Annotated in this window: 14 protein-coding genes; 3 read left to right on the plus strand and 11 right to left on the minus strand. The window is 59.5% G+C overall.

What is annotated here, in order from left to right; genetic code table 11:
• Nucleotides 1-53: 53 nt before the first annotated feature.
• From AD928_RS14710 to AD928_RS02490, 3 genes are all read right to left on the minus strand, one after another.
• The gene (locus AD928_RS14710) at nt 54-245 is read right to left on the minus strand and encodes a hypothetical protein (protein ID WP_156470071.1); all 192 of its coding nucleotides are present in this window, start codon (nt 243-245) and stop codon (nt 54-56) included.
• Nucleotides 246-290: 45 nt separating this feature from the next.
• Complete coding sequence (locus AD928_RS02485) at nt 291-1532, minus strand: MFS transporter (protein WP_062247991.1); 1242 nt, start codon at nt 1530-1532, stop codon at nt 291-293.
• 84 nt (nt 1533-1616) lie between these two features.
• The gene (locus AD928_RS02490) at nt 1617-2504 is read right to left on the minus strand and encodes a helix-turn-helix domain-containing protein (RefSeq protein ID WP_062247994.1); all 888 of its coding nucleotides are present in this window, start codon (nt 2502-2504) and stop codon (nt 1617-1619) included.
• Between the two features lie 88 nt (nt 2505-2592).
• On the opposite strand from AD928_RS02490, the gene AD928_RS02495 reads away from it, so the two are divergent.
• Nucleotides 2593-4686, plus strand: coding sequence for a TonB-dependent receptor (locus AD928_RS02495; RefSeq protein ID WP_062247997.1), 2094 nt, complete (start codon nt 2593-2595; stop codon nt 4684-4686).
• 12 nt (nt 4687-4698) lie between these two features.
• On the opposite strand, the gene AD928_RS02500 is transcribed toward AD928_RS02495, so the two are convergent.
• Nucleotides 4699-5145 carry a DNA polymerase III subunit chi gene (locus AD928_RS02500; protein ID WP_062247999.1) on the minus strand — a complete coding sequence of 149 codons (447 nt, stop codon included), beginning with the start codon at nt 5143-5145 and terminating at the stop codon, nt 4699-4701.
• A 263-nt stretch (nt 5146-5408) separates the two neighbouring features.
• Between AD928_RS02500 and AD928_RS02505 the strand changes: the two genes are divergently transcribed.
• Nucleotides 5409-6263: an aldo/keto reductase gene (locus AD928_RS02505; protein WP_061508892.1), complete on the plus strand. Its 855-nt coding sequence runs from the start codon at nt 5409-5411 to the stop codon at nt 6261-6263.
• Nucleotides 6264-6361: 98 nt separating this feature from the next.
• Here AD928_RS02505 and AD928_RS02510 read toward each other — a convergent pair whose 3' ends face one another.
• From AD928_RS02510 to hrpB, 3 genes are all read right to left on the minus strand, one after another.
• Entirely contained in the window at nt 6362-6616 is a 255-nt protein-coding gene (locus tag AD928_RS02510) for a hypothetical protein (protein WP_062248001.1), read from the minus strand.
• A 202-nt stretch (nt 6617-6818) separates the two neighbouring features.
• Nucleotides 6819-7922: a S1C family serine protease gene (locus tag AD928_RS02515; protein WP_062248013.1), complete on the minus strand. Its 1104-nt coding sequence runs from the start codon at nt 7920-7922 to the stop codon at nt 6819-6821.
• Between the two features lie 131 nt (nt 7923-8053).
• On the minus strand, nt 8054-10618 hold the full coding sequence (hrpB, locus tag AD928_RS02520; protein ID WP_062248015.1) for an ATP-dependent helicase HrpB: 2565 nt from the start codon (nt 10616-10618) through the stop codon (nt 8054-8056).
• Between the two features lie 238 nt (nt 10619-10856).
• Between hrpB and AD928_RS02525 the strand changes: the two genes are divergently transcribed.
• Entirely contained in the window at nt 10857-13151 is a 2295-nt protein-coding gene (locus AD928_RS02525) for a TonB-dependent siderophore receptor (RefSeq protein WP_233419906.1), read from the plus strand.
• A gap of 61 nt (nt 13152-13212) precedes the next feature.
• Here the strand turns inward: AD928_RS02525 and AD928_RS02530 are convergent, their stop codons facing one another.
• The 4 genes from AD928_RS02530 to argF form a co-directional block, all read right to left on the minus strand.
• Nucleotides 13213-14244 carry a hypothetical protein gene (locus AD928_RS02530; RefSeq protein ID WP_062248005.1) on the minus strand — a complete coding sequence of 344 codons (1032 nt, stop codon included), beginning with the start codon at nt 14242-14244 and terminating at the stop codon, nt 13213-13215.
• Nucleotides 14245-14258: 14 nt separating this feature from the next.
• Nucleotides 14259-15209, minus strand: a complete 951-nt coding sequence (hslO, locus tag AD928_RS02535) for an Hsp33 family molecular chaperone HslO (protein ID WP_062248007.1) — start codon at nt 15207-15209, stop codon at nt 14259-14261.
• 87 nt (nt 15210-15296) lie between these two features.
• Nucleotides 15297-15614: a hypothetical protein gene (locus AD928_RS02540; protein ID WP_062248009.1), complete on the minus strand. Its 318-nt coding sequence runs from the start codon at nt 15612-15614 to the stop codon at nt 15297-15299.
• A gap of 3 nt (nt 15615-15617) precedes the next feature.
• A partial coding sequence (gene argF, locus AD928_RS02545; RefSeq protein WP_062248011.1) for an ornithine carbamoyltransferase occupies nt 15618-16579 on the minus strand: 962 nt, incomplete at its 5' end.

A 16579-nucleotide genomic window follows, 5' to 3' on the forward strand; every position in this document is an offset into this window, starting at 1 on the left:
CATCGGGTTTTCTTATAGCTTACGAAAATTTCTTTTGCACAAAACAGACTTTTTCATAATCTAACCCGATGTACAACCCTTCTGTGAGATTTCCGCGTCGAACCTTCAAACCGGACCATGCCGATATTGTGCTGGCCGAACGCAAACAGCGTTGTCATGCTTTTTGCGGCGAAGTCATCTGTCTGCTGATTAAGGTGCAGAACGGAAAGCGTGGCGGCAACCTGTTCAAGATTATAGTGAAACATTGGACTGTCTTTCTGTCATAGGGTTGCAGGAAGGGGCTGAGTGGGTCAGGTGCGGTCGCAAGAGAGTGGCGCCAGACGACGGGCCGCCAGAATAAGCGGGACAAGCAACACAAGCCCGCAGAGCCAGACCATCAGAAACGCCAGAGAATATCCCGCGCTGGCTGCCAGCGGCATAATGACTGAGGCCGCCAGAACATTGGCGATGCTCTCCCCGCATTGTAGAAAACTGTAGTCCAGACCGAGACGATCTGCGGAGGACCAGTTCATCAATAAGGACCAGAGCGCGACGTAAAACCCGCCATCAAAAAAGTTCTCTGTGCCAAGAGCAAGATAGAGAGCCGGGGCGGACAGAGTGTGCGTTGCCTGTAAAATCCACAAAGCACCCAGCAGAAGCGCAGAGGGGATGGCCAGAAGGGTAACAGCCTTGCAACTGCCCGCTTTTTTGACTGCGATTGTGCCCAGTATGGCCCCGCCGAGCGCGCCGCACAGAAGATTTGAAATTTGCAGCGTGCCGATGGTTTCAACGGCAATATGCTGGTCAATCAGGAACGGTTGGAGGAGGGCTAAGAGCGCTCCGCCAGCAAATTTAAACGCCAGAGAACTGGTAAGCGCCCATCCAAAGCCTTTTTGGCGGAAGAAATCCTTCAGGCGGGAAGGGCGGGCAATCCGGCTGGCATCTGGCTCCACATATTTCCGGAGTGGCAGAAGGATAAGGCAGAGCAGGAAAAGGGCCGCCGCCATGGCGCAGAGCATGCCACCCCAGCCAACCTGCGCGTAAACCAACAGGCTTCCGCCCCCACCGGCGAGCATACCGAGCAGAAAAGCCACAACCTGAATGCCATTGGCCAACCCGGCATTTCGGCCCTGCAGATGGGAGACTGCGGTTGCGTTCGTGAGAATGTCCTGTGTTGCAAACACGGTATTGAGCAGGATGATGCCGCCCAGTGAGAGCGCAAAACTGTAATCAGGCGGGAAAAACGCCAGCACAAGACAGGTCAGAATAGCGAGGAGCTGTGTTTGCAGGATAAGAGCCCCGTACCCTCGGCGTTTTCCCGCATTGTCTGTCAGGCCAGCCCAGAGAAATTTCAAAGCCCAGGGCAGAAACGTCAGGCCGCTCCAGCCGATGGTGTGAAGAGAAACACCGCTTTCCCGCAAAATAGTGGCATAGGCATTAAAGGCCAGCCCTGCGGGAATACCCTGCCCGGCATACATCAGCCCCAGCGTGATGACGCGCTTCCAGACCAGTGGCAGAGCGGAGAACGGGGAGAAAAAACGGCTCTTTTCCATAAAGAGCAAGGATAGGCGCACGGCTGTGCGGGGCCACCCGAATCAGCCCACTGCCCCGATCAGACACGGCTCAGGATGAAGGGCTTAGCCTTCCTTCCGATAAAGATGAGGTGCCTTGCCAATCTGCCGTTTAAAGGCTGCGCTGAAGTGGCTCATATTACTGTAGCCAAGTTCCATGGCGGTTTCTGTCACGGAATGGGTTTTTAAAAGCGTTTTGGCGTGTTCCATGCGGTGGGCCTGAAACAGGCTGTAAGGCCCGCACCCAAAGAGAATGCGGAACCCCATTTTCAGCCGCGTGGCATTCAGGCCGCTATAGCGCGCCAGTTCAATAATGGTGGGGGCTTTATCCATGCGGGACAGCAGGAAAGAACGCGCCTGATACAGGCAGGATTTTTCATGACGTGAGAGGGGGGAGCCTTGCGGTGCAGCCTCAATCTGTTCAAAGGACTGGCCAAGAATAGTCAGGGCTGCGGCACAGCTTAAAGGCCCGTTGGTCTGGTTTTTCCGTAAACTCTGGCACAGTCCGGTGGCCGCCTTGTGCACGGATGTATTGGCCTTGAGACTGCTGAAAAATGGTGTTTGGGGAGAAAGGTCTGCCGCACCCCATGGAAGCGGCGTGTGCATGTCCTGAAGCAATTCGGGGGTAATATGGACCTCAAGGCAGGAGAAATCTGCACTGGTCGCAATCTGGAAATGGGTTGCGGGCAGATAAGCCGTAGCGACATCCCGCGCATGGAACTGATGCGTTTTGCCCCCAAAAATGATTTCACACGTGCCGGACAGAATAATGGAACAGCGCAGGACAGCCGGGCAGTCATCCATCTCCCCCTGCAGGGTAGCGGGCAGGGCAGAGGAGAAGAAGCCAGCACTCAGCCCGTTATAAAGCTTGCTGTATAAAGGATGCAGAAGGGACTGGCCCGCCAGATGCTCTGGCTGCTGCCGGTGTATGGCACTGGATCTGACGTGATGCATCTCCAGAAAAATCCCTTGCTGTGTGTCTGATTGGAGTAATTAGACCAATCTGAGTAGCGGTGCAATTGCGAGACATTATCATGTCGGCATGAGTAAAACACATTCCTCTTTCTCAGCCATAAAATACGCGCTGCTTGTTGTGCCCGTGCTGGATTACGCCACTACAACCGCAGGGTGGGCCGCAACCTTGTGCCCTGACCAGTCGGTGTCCGGGCAGACCGCATCCTGCCGCAAAAAAGCAGAAGAGATTGTGGTGCGCAGCCGGAATGCGTCCTTTGTTGTCTCATCCAGCCTGTCCCGCCTTTCCGGAACGGTTTTGAAAGAGCGCCATCTGGACACGCTGGGGGATGTGGCGGAACGGTTGCCCAACGTCTCTTTTACCTCCACCACGCAGGCCAACCCGGTGATTATGATGCGTGGTCTGGGTGGGCCTGAAGAAGAGACAAGCAGTCTCTACGTGCCGTTTATGCTGGACGGTATTCCCATGATGAGCATGGCGCTGGGGCAGATTTTTGATCTGGACCATATGGATGTCACGCAGGGGCCGGAATTGACAAAAGGCCCGAATGTTTTTGGTGGCATGGTGTCTGCCACATCCCGAGATCCGGGGAACAGATTTGGCGGGTCTCTCGACTTTGAATATGGCACAGGCAACCGCCGCCGCGCCGTGATGAGCAATGATATTCCTCTGGGGTCAAACACAGCACTCCGCGTGACGGTGGGCGGAGAGGTGGCGGATGGCTATGTGTCCAATCGCTTACTGGACCGGAAGGATACCGCAGGCTGGCATAGCTGGTTTGGCCGGCTGAAACTGCTGCATAAGGATTCCGCCGGAGGGGAATGGCGGGTGTCTTTGCATCATGTCTTGAATCATGGCGGGAACGATTATTTTGCATCCCCCGCGCAGGCTTTGCAGCATGAGTCTGTCAACACAGAGCGGGGCGTGAATGATAATGACTACTGGGCTGGGTCCGCCCAGTATCATCGGGCGTTCAGCCGTAAGATGATTGTGGATGTTGCTCTGGGCGGCAACGCGACCCAATGGAAATCACAAATTCCAGAAAGCGTTTTTTCGGCCCGCACCGGTTTTACCATGCCCACGCGGCAGGCTGGCGGAACCATCACGGTGTCCGGTTCTTCTGGCACGCTGGACTGGCGGGGCGGTATTTTCGGTCAGGAGATGATGCGGAGTACGCCGTATCTTTTTGATATGTCCCCCTATTATCTGAGCAACACAACAGCCGTGCTGAACAATGCCAATGTGGCGGGATTTGCTGAACTGGGTTGGCGTTTTTCACCCTCATGGCGGCTGGTGCCCTCTTTCCGGGTGGAGCATAACCAGTGGTCCATGTCCCGGTGGAGCGGGTTGCAGACAGCCTCCGTGCCGGATGCGTACACCATTTTGCAAACATTGCCTAAGCAGACAGTCTCCCGCACGGTGCCGCTGCCGGGGCTGAAGCTGGAGTATCATCCGCAAACAGACAGCGGGCTGATGCAGTTTGGCTGGCTGAGCTATACGCGGGCCTATATGCCGCCGGGCTTCAGCCCGCATGCGGTCATGGCTGCCACAGCGCAAACTCCTTTTGAGGCCAGCTACGGGAATAATCTGGAAATTGGTTACCGCCTGCATGACCGGAAAGACAAATGGTCAGCTGAGGTCATAGGCTATTCAAACCTCATTTCCAATCTTCAGGTGGTTACGACCAATGCGAATGGTGAATCCGTTGTGGCGACGGCAGCTAAAGCGCACACACGAGGTATGGAACTGAACGCCACGTTTAAACCCATTCGGAGCCTGACGCTCAGTGGCTTTCTGGGGCTGACCTATGCGGCGTATGACCGTTTTCTTTTTGCAGGGCAGAACTTTAGCGGCCAGCAGTTAAATGGCACCCCCAAAAGCAGTTTTGGCTTTAGCGGCACATGGACGCCGGGGGATGGCTGGTCTGTTAACGTCAATGCGGTGCGGCGCGGGCGCACAAACCTGTATCCCAGCAGCACACTGGTCAATGACCCGTATGTGCTGGTGGATGCCCAGATAGAAAAGAAGTGGCGGTGGTGGAATATTGCTGTCTATGGCCGCAATCTGGCTGATGCCCGTTATCTGACCCGCGGTCTGGCTGTAGGGCAGGCGGTGGCGGCAAACCCGCGCCTGCTGGGGCTGCGGGTTGGGGTGACGTATTAAGCGAAGGGGCTCTTAGCGTGCCCGCTTCCAGCCCCGGTCTTCCTGCCGCCAGTAGGCGAGGTCATGCCCCGTGGCTTTCATGGCGGTCCAGCGTTCCCGGGCGGCGGCTACGGCGGGTTCATCATGCCCGTCGAAGAGGTCAAACACGCGCTCAAAAGGCGGGTTATCCGGGCAGGTGCGGTTTTCCAGCAGGAACAGGAACGGGGCGGCGTTGGGCACATCCTCACCGAGCGTCAGCCAGATGGGTTGCAGGTCCGGGCAAAGAATGCCCTCGCTGCCATGCGGGAGCCAGGCCGGGTCCGAGACTTTCCACAGGGCTTTATCCAGCGCATCCAGTTGTGGTTTGCTGGCACACCATACGGCGGCCTTCTGCCCACTGGCCAGCGTGCGGGAGAGCAGTTGCGGCAGCGCCTCAGCCACACTGGTGCGGGTAAGGTGATAAAAGCCGATCTGCGTCATGCGGGGCGGGTCCTGTGCTCTGGCATGGGGCCAGTCTATCAGCTTTCGGCAGGCATGCAGAGGCCCGGTATGTGTTGCAGGCATGTGGGCTTCCCGCAGGGGAACGATTGTGATGCTCCCGCGCTGGCAGGACTATCAGCACATAATAGAGAATGCTGCCTGACCAGATGCATAGTCAGGTGTTCTGTGCGGTCTGGTCGGGTAGGCCGGATGCGTTCAGGGGCTAAGGCAACCTCTGTTTGAGGAAAAAGGACGCGAACGATATGGCGAAAACAGTCACTCTGCCGGACGGCACAAAACTGCCTGCACTGGGCATGGGCACCTGGAACATGGGGGAATCCTCCGCCACATGGAAAGAGGAAGTCGCCACACTGCGTCAGGGTGTAGAGGCAGGCCTGAAGGTGGTGGATACCGCTGAGATGTACGGGCAGGGCCGCTCGGAAAGTCTGGTGGGTGAAGCCATGCGGGATGTGCGGGACGATATTTTTCTGGTCTCCAAGGTTCTGCCCACCAATGCCTCAGCCGAGGGCGTGGCCAAAGCCTGCCGGTCTTCTCTGCGTCGGCTGGCGACGGACCGGCTTGATCTCTACCTCCTGCACTGGCGCGGTAGCGTGCCGCTGGCCGAAACCATTGAGGCCTTCCGCAAGCTGAAAGAGGAAGGGCTGATCCGCTACTGGGGCGTGTCCAATTTTGATGTGGATGACATACAGGAGCTGGAAAAATACACCCGACCCGGTGAATGTGCGAGCAACCAGATCCTTTATAATCTGGAGCACCGGGGTGTGGAGTATGACCTGCTGGACACCAACCGCTTCCGGCATGTGATGACCATGGCCTATTCCCCCATCGGGCAGGGTGGCGCGTTGTTGCAGAACAAGGCGGTGAAGGCCGTGGCCGCCCGGCATACCACCAGCAATGGCCCGGCCAGCCCCGCACAGATTGCGCTGGCGTGGGTGCTGCGGATGAACAATGTGATGCCAATCCCCAAAGCGTCGTCCCTCGCGCACCTCAAGGACAATATTGCCGCGCAGGAAATTACACTGACGGATGAGGATCTGGCCGCTCTGGATGCTGCCTTCCCACCGCCGACCAGCAAGGAACCGCTGGATATGATTTAACCCACCAGCCTTCGGGTTTCAGACGCAAAAAAGCCGCCGGGGTAAGGCCTCGGCGGCTTTTTTTGTGGGCTTTTATCAGAAAGACCGGGCCTGAAAAATCAGACGCCGTCTTTCTGCATGTTGTCCAGAACGTAGGTCGCCATCAGCACAATCGGCAGGCCGAAAGCGATGCTGAAAGACGCGAAGGACATGTCGTTCAGCTTGAGGCCGGTAAACAGCATGTCCAGACCCAGCAGTGTCAGAAAACCGTACATTTGCATGGTGAAGCCCTTTCGGTGGCGCACAACATCAGCAGAAAACGCGTCAGCCCCCGGAAAACCGGGCGCGGCGTCATTCAGAAACACATCTTTCAAACAATCTATTCTGAAAATGTATTCCTTTTCCCGCGCATTTTACGCTCACAGTGGGTGGGGTCAATATTTATTTGGTTTTCGTAAGTAATGGACCATTCTGGTCTTGTTTCACGGTTCCGTAATTAAGAGTTTATTTCTCTATATTTCTGTAAATTTATTCAATTTTTAAATATAATAATTGGGGTAAAGAGACGGTCCCGCCTCAGTCTTCCGAAAGCGGGCGGTGGCCCACATGAATAGTCAGCGTCATCGGCTGGCTTTGCCGCTGCACGCTAATTTGTACCGTGCTGTTGGGGTGGGCGGCGGCGACGGCGCGGATCATGGTGCGGGCGGTATCCATATGCTCCCCGCCCATGGCGGTAATAATGTCGCCGCGTTTCAGGCCGCCCTGCGCGGCGGGGCCGTTGCGGTCCACTTCCGCCACGCGGGTGCCGTTATGGGTGGTAATGTCTTCCAGCGTGGCCCCCAGCCACCCCCGGTCAATGCGTCCTTCGCGTTGCAGGGCGCTCACAACCGGCATGACAATTTCAGACGGGATGGAAAACCCTAACCCCACGGAGCCGCCGGTCGGGGAGACAATGGCGGTGTTCAGAGCAATAACCTGCCCGGCCAGATTGAAGGTTGGGCCGCCGGAATTGCCGGGGTTGATGGGCGCGTCCAGCTGCAGGAAGTCATCAAACGGGCCGGTGCCAATATCCCGCCCACGGGCGGAGACAATGCCCGCCGTGACGGACGAGCCAAGGCCAAACGGGTTACCGGCGGCCATAATCCAGTCCCCCACCTGCACAAGGCGGCTGTCACCCCATTCCACAAACGGCAACGGGGTGGGGCTGTCGATCTTGATGACGGCAATATCCGTCAGGTCATCAATGCCAATCAGGCGGGCGTTGTATTCTTTGCCCGTGGCAAGGGCGACGGTGATTTTGTCCGCGTCTTCCACTACGTGACCGTTGGTGACAATCACGCCGGACGGGTCGAGAATAAAGCCAGACCCCGCGCCCAGCACTTCATCACTATGTTTGCGCATCCGCTCCCGAAAGCGGCGCTCGAGCGGTGTGCCTTTTACGGCGGAGGGGAGCTTTTTGCGGGTGCTGGAATCTGAATCGCGCGTGACCGCAATATTCACCACGGCGGGCACAACCTTGCGCACCAGCGGGGCAAAGCTTGTTGGGCCGGGTGCGGCAACAATGGGTGTGGCAGGAGCAAAAAGGGTGGAAGGGTCAGCGTGTGCGGTGTGCGATCCCATGGAAAGGCCAGACGAACACAGTGCCGCCATGGCGGGCAGGCTCCGCATAAATGTCTTCATGAGTTTGTGATCTGCTTTCCGTCCATAGAGACTTTTGGCCTCCTTTGCCCACAAAGTGCAATGCCTCTGTGGTCCAACACCCTCCTATGGTGCTGTTTTGCAACGCATTGTGGTACTGATGTGACAAAACGTTAACGCGCTGGCCTGCGCGGTTTTGCCGGGCTGAGGGCCGGATTTTCCGGCCACTCATGCCGGGGGTAACGGCCCCGCATATCCCGCCGCATGTCTGCCCAGCCGCCTTTCCAGAAGCCAGCCAGATCCGCCGTAATCGCCTGCGGTCGGCCCGCCGGGGAGAGCAGAGCCAGACGCAGCGGCACCCGCCCGCCCGCCAGCTTTGGCGTTCCCTCCGCGCCATAAAAGACCTGCGCGCGGGCGGAGGCGACGGGCACGGGCTGCGTGTAATCCACGTTTGCTTTGCCACCGGGGAAGGGGAGGGCTGTGGGCAGTTCCTTATCCAGCCAGGCGTTCAGCGTGTAGCCCAGATGGTTTTTGAGCAGGGTGGTTAAATCCAGCCCGCGCAGATCGGCCAGAGAGGTCAAGCCGTCAAGATAGGGGGCGAGCCAGTCATCCATCCGCTCGGCCAGTGCCGCGGTGGTAAAGTCTGGCCAGTCCTCACCCGGTCCAGCCCCGCCAGGCAGGGCGCGTGCCAGTTCCACGCGGGCCTGTAGCTGGCGGGCAGCATCCGGCCAGTCCAGAGTGGTGTCCGGCGTGGCTTTGGCTTGTGCGAGTAGCAGAGAGGCGGCGTTACCAGCTTTCACCTTCTCCGTCAGGTCCCGCAGTACAAGGCAGCCAATGCGCGTGCGGCGACGCGCCAGAATATTGCCGGAGACCGGGTCCAGCGAGGTTTCCACCTGCTCCTTTGTGCGGTCCAGCAGGGCCGGGGGCAGGGCGTTCAGGTCGAGTGGGGCGGCAAGGCGAATTTCGGCAGAGGTGCGCAAATGCAGCCCGGCCACGGCCAGCAGCTTCTTTTCCGCCAGCCCGTCATCGCGCCGCAGGCGGGCATTGCTGCCGTTGGAGAGGCGGAATGTGCCGGCTTCCCCGCGCGAGAGGGCAATACGGTCCGGGAAGCCAGCGGCAATCAGGGCAGCCGGATCGCCCCCGGAATGCTGGCGCGCGCGTAAGCCCAACCGGAGGCGGAAGCGAGAGGCAGCCTGACGGATGCGGGCCAGTGCGCCCCGGTCGGCCTGTGGGTGGTCTCCCCCGGCAATCAGGTCCAGCCGGAGGGAAATATCGGAGGGAGGCACGGGCGGCGGCCCGGCGCGTCCGGCAGCGCGCGGGCGCAGAGGGTCACGTTCTTCCAGCAGGGCCGCGAGGTCTGCTGCCATAGCGGCTTCCTCCGGCGTGCGGGCGGCCAGCATCATGGCGGCGAGGCGCGGGTGTGTGCCAAGGGCCGCCATGTTCCGCCCGTGCTGGGTAATCTGCCCGTCATCATCCAGCGCACCGAGCATGATCAGCAAGTCTCGGGCGGCAGCCACAGCGCTGCCGGAGGGCTGGTCGGGCAGGGGCAGTGGGGTGTCGGACTGGCCGACGGTGTCGGTCCATAAGGCGGTGGCCAGCACAAAATCGGAAAGGTCGGCTTCCAGAATTTCCGGGCGGTCATGCTGGGGGAGGCCGCGTTCGGTAGCTGTGGTCCACAGGCAAAACGCGGTTCCGGGAGCTTCTCGCCCGGCGCGTCCTGCGCGCTGGCGGGCGGCGGCGCGGGAGATGCGCAGCGTTTCCAGACGGGATAGCCCCGCCCCGGCGTCAAAGCGTGGGGCACGACGGAAGCCGCAATCCACCACCACTCGCACGCCGGGCACGGTGAGCGAGGTTTCCGCAATGGAGGTAGAAAGAATCACGCGTCGCTGCCCCTGTGGGCCGGGGCGCAGCACGAGCGCCTGCTCCGCCGGGGGAAGTTCCCCATGCAGGGGGAGGACTGTGGCGCGGGAGTCTTCCAGAAGCTGCGCAACACGTCGGATTTCTCCAGTGCCGGGCAGGAAGACCAGAATATCGCCTTCTGTTTCTGCCAGCGCCTGCCGCACACCCGCAGCGGTCATGGTTGCCAGATCACGCAGATGCGGAATGTCGCGTTTGGCGTGCTGCACGGTGAGGGGATACATCCGCCCCTCACCGTGCAGCACCGGGGCGTTCATCAGGGTGGCAAGGCGCTCGGTCTCTGCCGTGGCGGACATGGCGACCAGCCGCAGGTCAGGCCGCAACGTGCGTTGCAGGTCCAGACAGAAAGCCAGAGCGAGGTCCGCGTCCAGTGAGCGTTCATGCACCTCGTCAATAATCACGCAGGCGACGTTTTCGAGCATCGGGTCGCTCAGCAGGCGACGCAGAAACAGCCCTTCTGTCAGCACCTCAATGCGGGTGCGTTCAGACACCGCTGCATCCAGCCGCGTGCGGAACCCGACGAACCCACCCACCTCTTCCCCCATCAGCGAGGCAATGCGCGTGGCAGCAGCGCGGGCGGCCAGACGGCGCGGCTCCAGCATGATGATGCGGTCTGCTTCTTTCCGCCATGGGGCTGCGGCCAGAACCGGCGGTACCGTGGTGGTTTTCCCCGCCCCCGGAGGGGCAACCAGAATGGCGGAGGCTGGCTGTTCTGCCGTGGGTGTGCGGGCGAGGGCTGCGCACAGATCAGGCAGCACGTCCTGCACGGGAAGGCCATCGGCAATGGCAAACGGGGAGGCGGAGGGCGTCTGGTTCGGCATCGGGATGTTATGGCCGGGGCGTGCGCTGGCTGCAATTTCAAATGTTGGGTGGGGAGGTGCGGCAGGGTGACCGCCAGTTTCTGAACATGTCTCATAAAAAAAATTTATCAATCTGGAGGCATCTCTCTTGCCGCGCCTCACGAGGAAGTGATAATGAGAATAGTTCTTAATAACCGAAGCGACGGAACATGCCATGGCGACGGCAAAAGGCCATGCCGAACAGAGAGCAGGAATGACGATGATGCGTTTAAAAGCAGGACTGCTCTCCTGCTCGGGCCTGATGCTGTGTGGAGCAGGGATGGGCTTTTGCGGCCCCCCTGCTTTTGGTGCGACGGCAGCGGAAACAACGGAAAAAGCCAGCAAATCCGCAAAAGCCACGCAGCCAGCAGCGAAGGCGGCCCAGACCGCAAAAAATGTGCAGTCTGTAAAAACCGCGCAGTCGTCTGATGAGAATGACATGCCTGCCAGTGTTGAAAAACTGCTGGTGCAGGGGCAGCGGCACAAGAATGCGACGACCGATGGCACCGGCAGCTACGTGGTGAAGGCGGTCTCCATGACCAAAATGCTGTTGCGGCTGGATGAAATTCCGCAATCCGTTTCCGTTGTCAGTCGCCAGCAGATGCAGGATCAGAATCTGACAACGGTGGATCAGGCGCTCAAGCAGGTGCCGGGGCTGAACGTCAATCTGTATGGGGACGGCACCGCAGGCTTCACCTCCCGTGGCTATATTATGCAGCCGCAATACGATGGTGTGCCCTCCAGCGGCGGGATGCAGTTTAGTCAGCAGTTTGATCTGGCGATTTATGATCGTCTTGAAGTTTTGCGTGGCCCGGACGGGATGTTTCAGGGGTCTGCTCCTCCCGGCGGCAGCGTGAACTTTGTGCGCAAGCACGCGCTGGATACCTATCGGGCGCAGGGGGATTTCAGCGGTGGCTCATGGGATACGTTCCATGCGGATGCCGATGTCACCGGCCCGCTGACGGGGAATAAAAAGGTCACAGGCCGGTTTGTGCTGGCAGGCGGAGACCGTAACTATTTCTACAAGGATGCGCATGATACCCGCTGGACAGCCTATGCGGATATTGATGTGCATATCACGGATAAAACCACGCTGTCCGTGTCCGCCACTGGCCAGAAAAATGACACCACGCGCTTTATGGGCCTGCCCATGGCGGCGTCTGGCGCGGACCTGCATCTGGCGCGCAACAGTTTTGTGGGGGCAAACTGGGGCAAGACCAGCAACCCGATGTATGAATTTGACGGAGAACTGGAGCATGAGTTTGGCGCAGGCTGGCGCGGCAAGCTGACGGGCCGCCATCGTGAAACCGATAGTTCCATGCACTATACCTATCTGAACAGTGTGGTGACGCCTCAGAAGACCGGCAACTTTGTTGTGGCGCGGTATGAAGGGCGGGAAATTTATGATGGCGCGGACATGTATTTTACCGGCCCCGTGCACCTTCTGAATCGCAAACATGATTTGCTGATCGGCGCGAATTATGATTCCGATCTGCTGTATGATGGCGGTTCGTCTGCCTCATGGCGCACGACGCCGGGCCTCAGTAATCTGGATATTTTCTCGCCTGTTATTTCCGACACCATCCGCCCGGACATTACCACCCGTTATCGGGAACCCACGCAGCAATATGGGGTGTACGGGTCAGCCCGTATTCAGCTTATGCCCTCACTTGATCTTTTGCTTGGTGGACGGCTGAGTTTTTACCAGTACAAATATAAAAACCTGTCCAAAAATACGCCGTATGTTGTCAGCCAGAAGAACGGTGCGGTTCCCACGCCTTATTTAGGGCTGGTGTGGCATATTGTGCCGGATGTTGCGGCCTATGTGAGCTTTACGGATACGTTCCAGCCGCAATCCGCTTACAGCCACACCGGACGGCTGAAGCCGGTTCTGGGCCAGCAGATTGAAGGGGGCTTTAAGGGTTCTTTCTTCCATCGCAATCTGAGCGTGACGCTGGCGGGCTACCATATTCTTGAACGCAACAAGAGTATGGAAGATCAGGACGGGTCTTCCACCTGTGGGCTGTCCGGCACCAGCACCTGCTACCATGCGGCGGGGAAGGTGCGCAGTCAGGGCGTTGAATTTGAAATGCTGGGCCGTCTGCTAACGGGCTGGGACATCAGCCTTGGCTACACCTTCAATGATAACAAGATCCTCAAGGATGATTCCGGTCTGGCGGGGCTGGCCTATACGCCTAACTCACCGCGCCATCTGTTTAAACTCTGGACGCATTATCGCTTTGCCGCCCCGGAGGTAACGCGGAATGTCTGGAGTATTGGGGCCGGGGTCGATGCGCAAAGCAGCACGTTTGGCACAAACCGCGCCGTTCGGCAGGGGGCGTATGTGGTGGCCAGTGCGCAGGTTGGGTATCAGTGGCGGCCGGAACTGAACATGACGTTCACCGTCAATAACCTTTCCAACACGCGATATTATCAGCGTCTGGGGAATGTTTATTACTACAATTATTATGGAGAGCCCCGGAGCTTTATGGCCTCCGTGCAAAGCAATTTCTGAAAACTGCTGTGTGGCACCCGGCCTGCCGGAAGGAATGGCAGGCCGGGTTTAAAGCAAAAGCTTATTTTTTGGGAAGCTGCAGAACGCCGGGGGCCGGGGAGCGGGCTTTTGTGGTGGTGGAAGAGGATGCGTCATCATCTTCGCCAGCCGGAAAAACCGGGTCAGGTTCAGATGTTTTTGCAGAGGCTGCGTTACCGGTGGTTGTGCTGCCAGACGAGGAGCCCTCGCTGCTAGAAGCACTGCTGCCCGATGTATTAGAAACAGGCGCGTTTTCCGGCAGGGTGGTGGCGGATGTGGCATCCGGCACGGAGACGTTCGGAGTGGTGACGTTCGGCACTGTCACCGTGGGTGTTGTGATGGTCGGAGTGGTGACTTCCGGCGTCGTGATGGCCGGTGTTGTCAGCGCGGGCGTGCTGGTCACACCTGTAGCCGCCGCCGGAACCGCTGCGGCAGGTAAGGCCGTACTGGCTGCTTTGCTGCCCGGAGCGTCAAGAGACTGGCTTTGAATGGCCGAGCCAACCGGGGTGCCGCCCGCATCCGTCATCCAGTCTTTCAGCGTATTGCGGATCTGATACTCAAACTCCACGTTCATGCGCTGCATCATGTCGTTCGTGAGTTCGTAGAGATTGGCCGGACTGTCGGCATCGCCTTTGGACAGATCCGGGCGCAGGGTCTGGGAGACATGCGCTTCAGCCCGTGCGGCCTGTGTGCCGCCGCTATTCAGCAACACCAGATGCACATCCATCTGCCCGGCCAGCACGCCGCCTGCCTGATGCAGGATGGACGCGCGATCAATCACGAACTGCGCCGTGCCGGAGGAGCCCGTCGCCACCAGCCGGTCCTGCGCCATCTGGCGGAGGGCCTGTACGGGCGGGGTGGGGGCACGGTTGCCAATATCGCCCACCACCGGGTTTTGCAGCGTGGCGTCCTCAATGTTCAGCGTGGCCGCATTGAGGTGCATCACGCTCAGATAGTCATAGCGAAGCGGGGCGAATTTTGTCGGCTGCTTATCGCCCGCACAGCCTGCCAGGAAAGCTGGCAGGAGCAGAGCGACAGAGCATGTTGCACGAAGCGGGCGAGAAAACAGCGACATGGAAACAAGTCCTCTCAGGCGGAGCGCGGCGCGATGTCCTTGCGCGGGAAGCGGAAGTCATGGTTGCAGAACTCGCACGTCATCACAATCTGCCCGTCATCCTGGCACATGTGGTCCAGATCATCCGTGTCGAACCCTTCCAGCACATTGGCCAGACGGGCGCGGGAACACCGGCAGCCATAGGCCAGAGCGCGGGGCTGGCTGACGTGCAGATCTTCCTGATGGAACAGGCGGTGCAGCAGGGTAGTGGACGGCAGAGCGTCGTCCAGCACTTCCTTTGTGGACAGCGTGGAGGCCAGAATGGTGGCGGTTTCCCAGCTTGCCTCGGCGTCTTCATCGCCCACAACATGGGTGCCACCTTCACCGGCAATGCGTTCCAGCACAAGGCCGCCAGCGCGCCAGCCTGCATCCGTCATGGTGCAGCACAAATAGATCCAGCAGGCATGCTGCTCACTGGTGCTGAAGTAATGCGTTGCCATAGCGGCGAGGTCATCGCCCGCAAGGTCCACAATCCCCTGATGCCGCTCCATGTCCGGACCCTGATCAACCGTGAGGGCCATATAGCCATTGCCCAGCAGGTCACGGTCAGTCGGGTTCGGGGTGTCCTGAAGCAGGGCGTCCAGAGCGTCATTATCCGTGCGGGCGTAAAAGCGCAGCGCGCCGGTGTCGGTGCAGTCTGCCACCAGCATGGTGACGGGGCCGTCGCCTTTGATCTGGAGAGAGAACGCGCCCTGAAACTTCAGTGCAGAGGCCAGACCAGCGACCAGCGCCAGTGCCTTGCCCGCCAGACGGTTCACCACATTGGGATGGTCATGGCGGGTCAGCAGCACATCGGTCAGCACGCCAAGGCGCACCAGACGCCCACGCACAGGGCGGCCTTGCAGATAGAATGGCGTCACGCCACCGGGCACAACCAGATCCGGCACATCGGGACGGTCACGGTCAAGAAAAGCAGGAGTTTCCATAAAAAACCTTAAATGCAATCAGTGCTGAGAATATGGGGAGGCACCCCCGGCAATAACAGGGGCGTCCTTGCTGACTGATGCAGGGGCTCAGACGTCTGAGGAAATGGACAGTTCCAGCTGTTCAAGCTGCTGTTCCAGGGTGCGGGCGGCCTCGGCATTCAGGCCCAGACTGTCCTTAAGGGCGCGCAGAAAACCCTGACGGCAGGCGTCATGCGCGCTGTCCAGATCCGCAGCGCGGCCACAGCCTGCCAGACAGTCCAGATAGGAGGCACGGAACGGCGCGAGTTTCTCCGCTGCAAGCGGCAGGCTGGCCAGAATGGTGTCCAGACTGTCTTCCACCCAGCCCGGTGTGGCCGGTGTGTCTTCCGTGCCGGAGGGGGTTACGGGTTTATCCGCGCCGTTCATTGCTTATTCCTTCCCGAAAGAGAGCCAGTTCTCTCCACCCATTGTCCAGGCCAGCAGGCCTTTCTGAGCGTGCAGACGGTTCTCGGCTTCATCAAACACGACGGATTGCGGGCCTTCAAATACGTCTTCCGTCACTTCTTCCCCAATATGGGCAGGCAGGCAGTGCATGAACAGGGCATCTGGCGCGGCCTGCGCCATCAGAGCCGCATCCACCCGGTAGGGAGAGAGCTTGGCAAGACGCATGGCGGATTCTTCTTCCGAGTCCGACATGCTCAGCCATGTGTCCGTCACCACGCAGTCAGCACCGTCCACGGCAGCGTGCGGGTCTGTGGTCAGCACCACATCGCCGCCTTCTTTTTTCGCCCAGTCCAGCACGTCCTGCGGCGGGGCCATGTCGGCCGGGGTGGCGGCGCGCAGCTTGAAGCCGAAGCGCACAGCCCCTTCAATCAGGGAGACCAGCACGTTGTTGCCGTCACCCGTCCACGCAAAGGTGCGGCCTTTAACCGGGCCACGATGCTCTTCATACGTCAGGATATCGGCCAGAATCTGCACAGGGTGAGAAGCGGGCGTCAGACCGTTGATCACCGGCACGCTGGCGGCACGCGCCAGCTCATGCAGGTTTTCCGTGCGGCCTGTGCGCAACACCAGCGCATCCACAAAGCGGGAGAGGACGCGGGCGGTGTCCGTAATGGTCTCACCACGGCCAATCTGCATGTCGGCCGGGGAGAGGATGACGGCATCCCCGCCCAGCTGACGAATCCCCACTTCAAAGGAGACACGGGTGCGGGTGGAGGGTTTGGAGAGGATAATCCCCAGCGCCCGGCCAGCCAGCGGCACGCGTGGATGCAGCGGGAAGCGGCGGCCCTTCTGCATCTGCTTCATACCGGCAGCGACATCCAGAATCTGGTGCAGGGTTGTGGCGTCCAGATCTTTCAGGTCGAGGAAGTGGCGCGGCCCGGCCTGCT

Source organism: Acetobacter cerevisiae, from assembly GCF_001580535.1.
In the GTDB taxonomy this organism is placed as follows: Bacteria; Pseudomonadota; Alphaproteobacteria; order Acetobacterales; family Acetobacteraceae; genus Acetobacter; species Acetobacter cerevisiae.

What these genes read in the sequence shown, in the direction of transcription:
- hslO (WP_062248007.1), bottom strand. Translation starts at nt 15,209, where the DNA reads ATGGAAACTCCTGCTTTTCTTGACCGTGACCGTCCCGATGTGCCGGAT.
- AD928_RS02485 (WP_062247991.1), bottom strand. Translation starts at nt 1,532, where the DNA reads ATGGAAAAGAGCCGTTTTTTCTCCCCGTTCTCCGCTCTGCCACTGGTC.
- AD928_RS02530 (WP_062248005.1), bottom strand. Translation starts at nt 14,244, where the DNA reads ATGTCGCTGTTTTCTCGCCCGCTTCGTGCAACATGCTCTGTCGCTCTG.
- AD928_RS02540 (WP_062248009.1), bottom strand. Translation starts at nt 15,614, where the DNA reads ATGAACGGCGCGGATAAACCCGTAACCCCCTCCGGCACGGAAGACACA.
- AD928_RS02495 (WP_062247997.1), top strand. Translation starts at nt 2,593, where the DNA reads ATGAGTAAAACACATTCCTCTTTCTCAGCCATAAAATACGCGCTGCTT.
- AD928_RS02515 (WP_062248013.1), bottom strand. Translation starts at nt 7,922, where the DNA reads ATGAAGACATTTATGCGGAGCCTGCCCGCCATGGCGGCACTGTGTTCG.
- AD928_RS02505 (WP_061508892.1), top strand. Translation starts at nt 5,409, where the DNA reads ATGGCGAAAACAGTCACTCTGCCGGACGGCACAAAACTGCCTGCACTG.
- AD928_RS02490 (WP_062247994.1), bottom strand. Translation starts at nt 2,504, where the DNA reads ATGCATCACGTCAGATCCAGTGCCATACACCGGCAGCAGCCAGAGCAT.
- AD928_RS02500 (WP_062247999.1), bottom strand. Translation starts at nt 5,145, where the DNA reads ATGACGCAGATCGGCTTTTATCACCTTACCCGCACCAGTGTGGCTGAG.
- hrpB (WP_062248015.1), bottom strand. Translation starts at nt 10,618, where the DNA reads ATGCCGAACCAGACGCCCTCCGCCTCCCCGTTTGCCATTGCCGATGGC.
- AD928_RS14710 (WP_156470071.1), bottom strand. Translation starts at nt 245, where the DNA reads ATGTTTCACTATAATCTTGAACAGGTTGCCGCCACGCTTTCCGTTCTG.
- AD928_RS02525 (WP_233419906.1), top strand. Translation starts at nt 10,857, where the DNA reads ATGATGCGTTTAAAAGCAGGACTGCTCTCCTGCTCGGGCCTGATGCTG.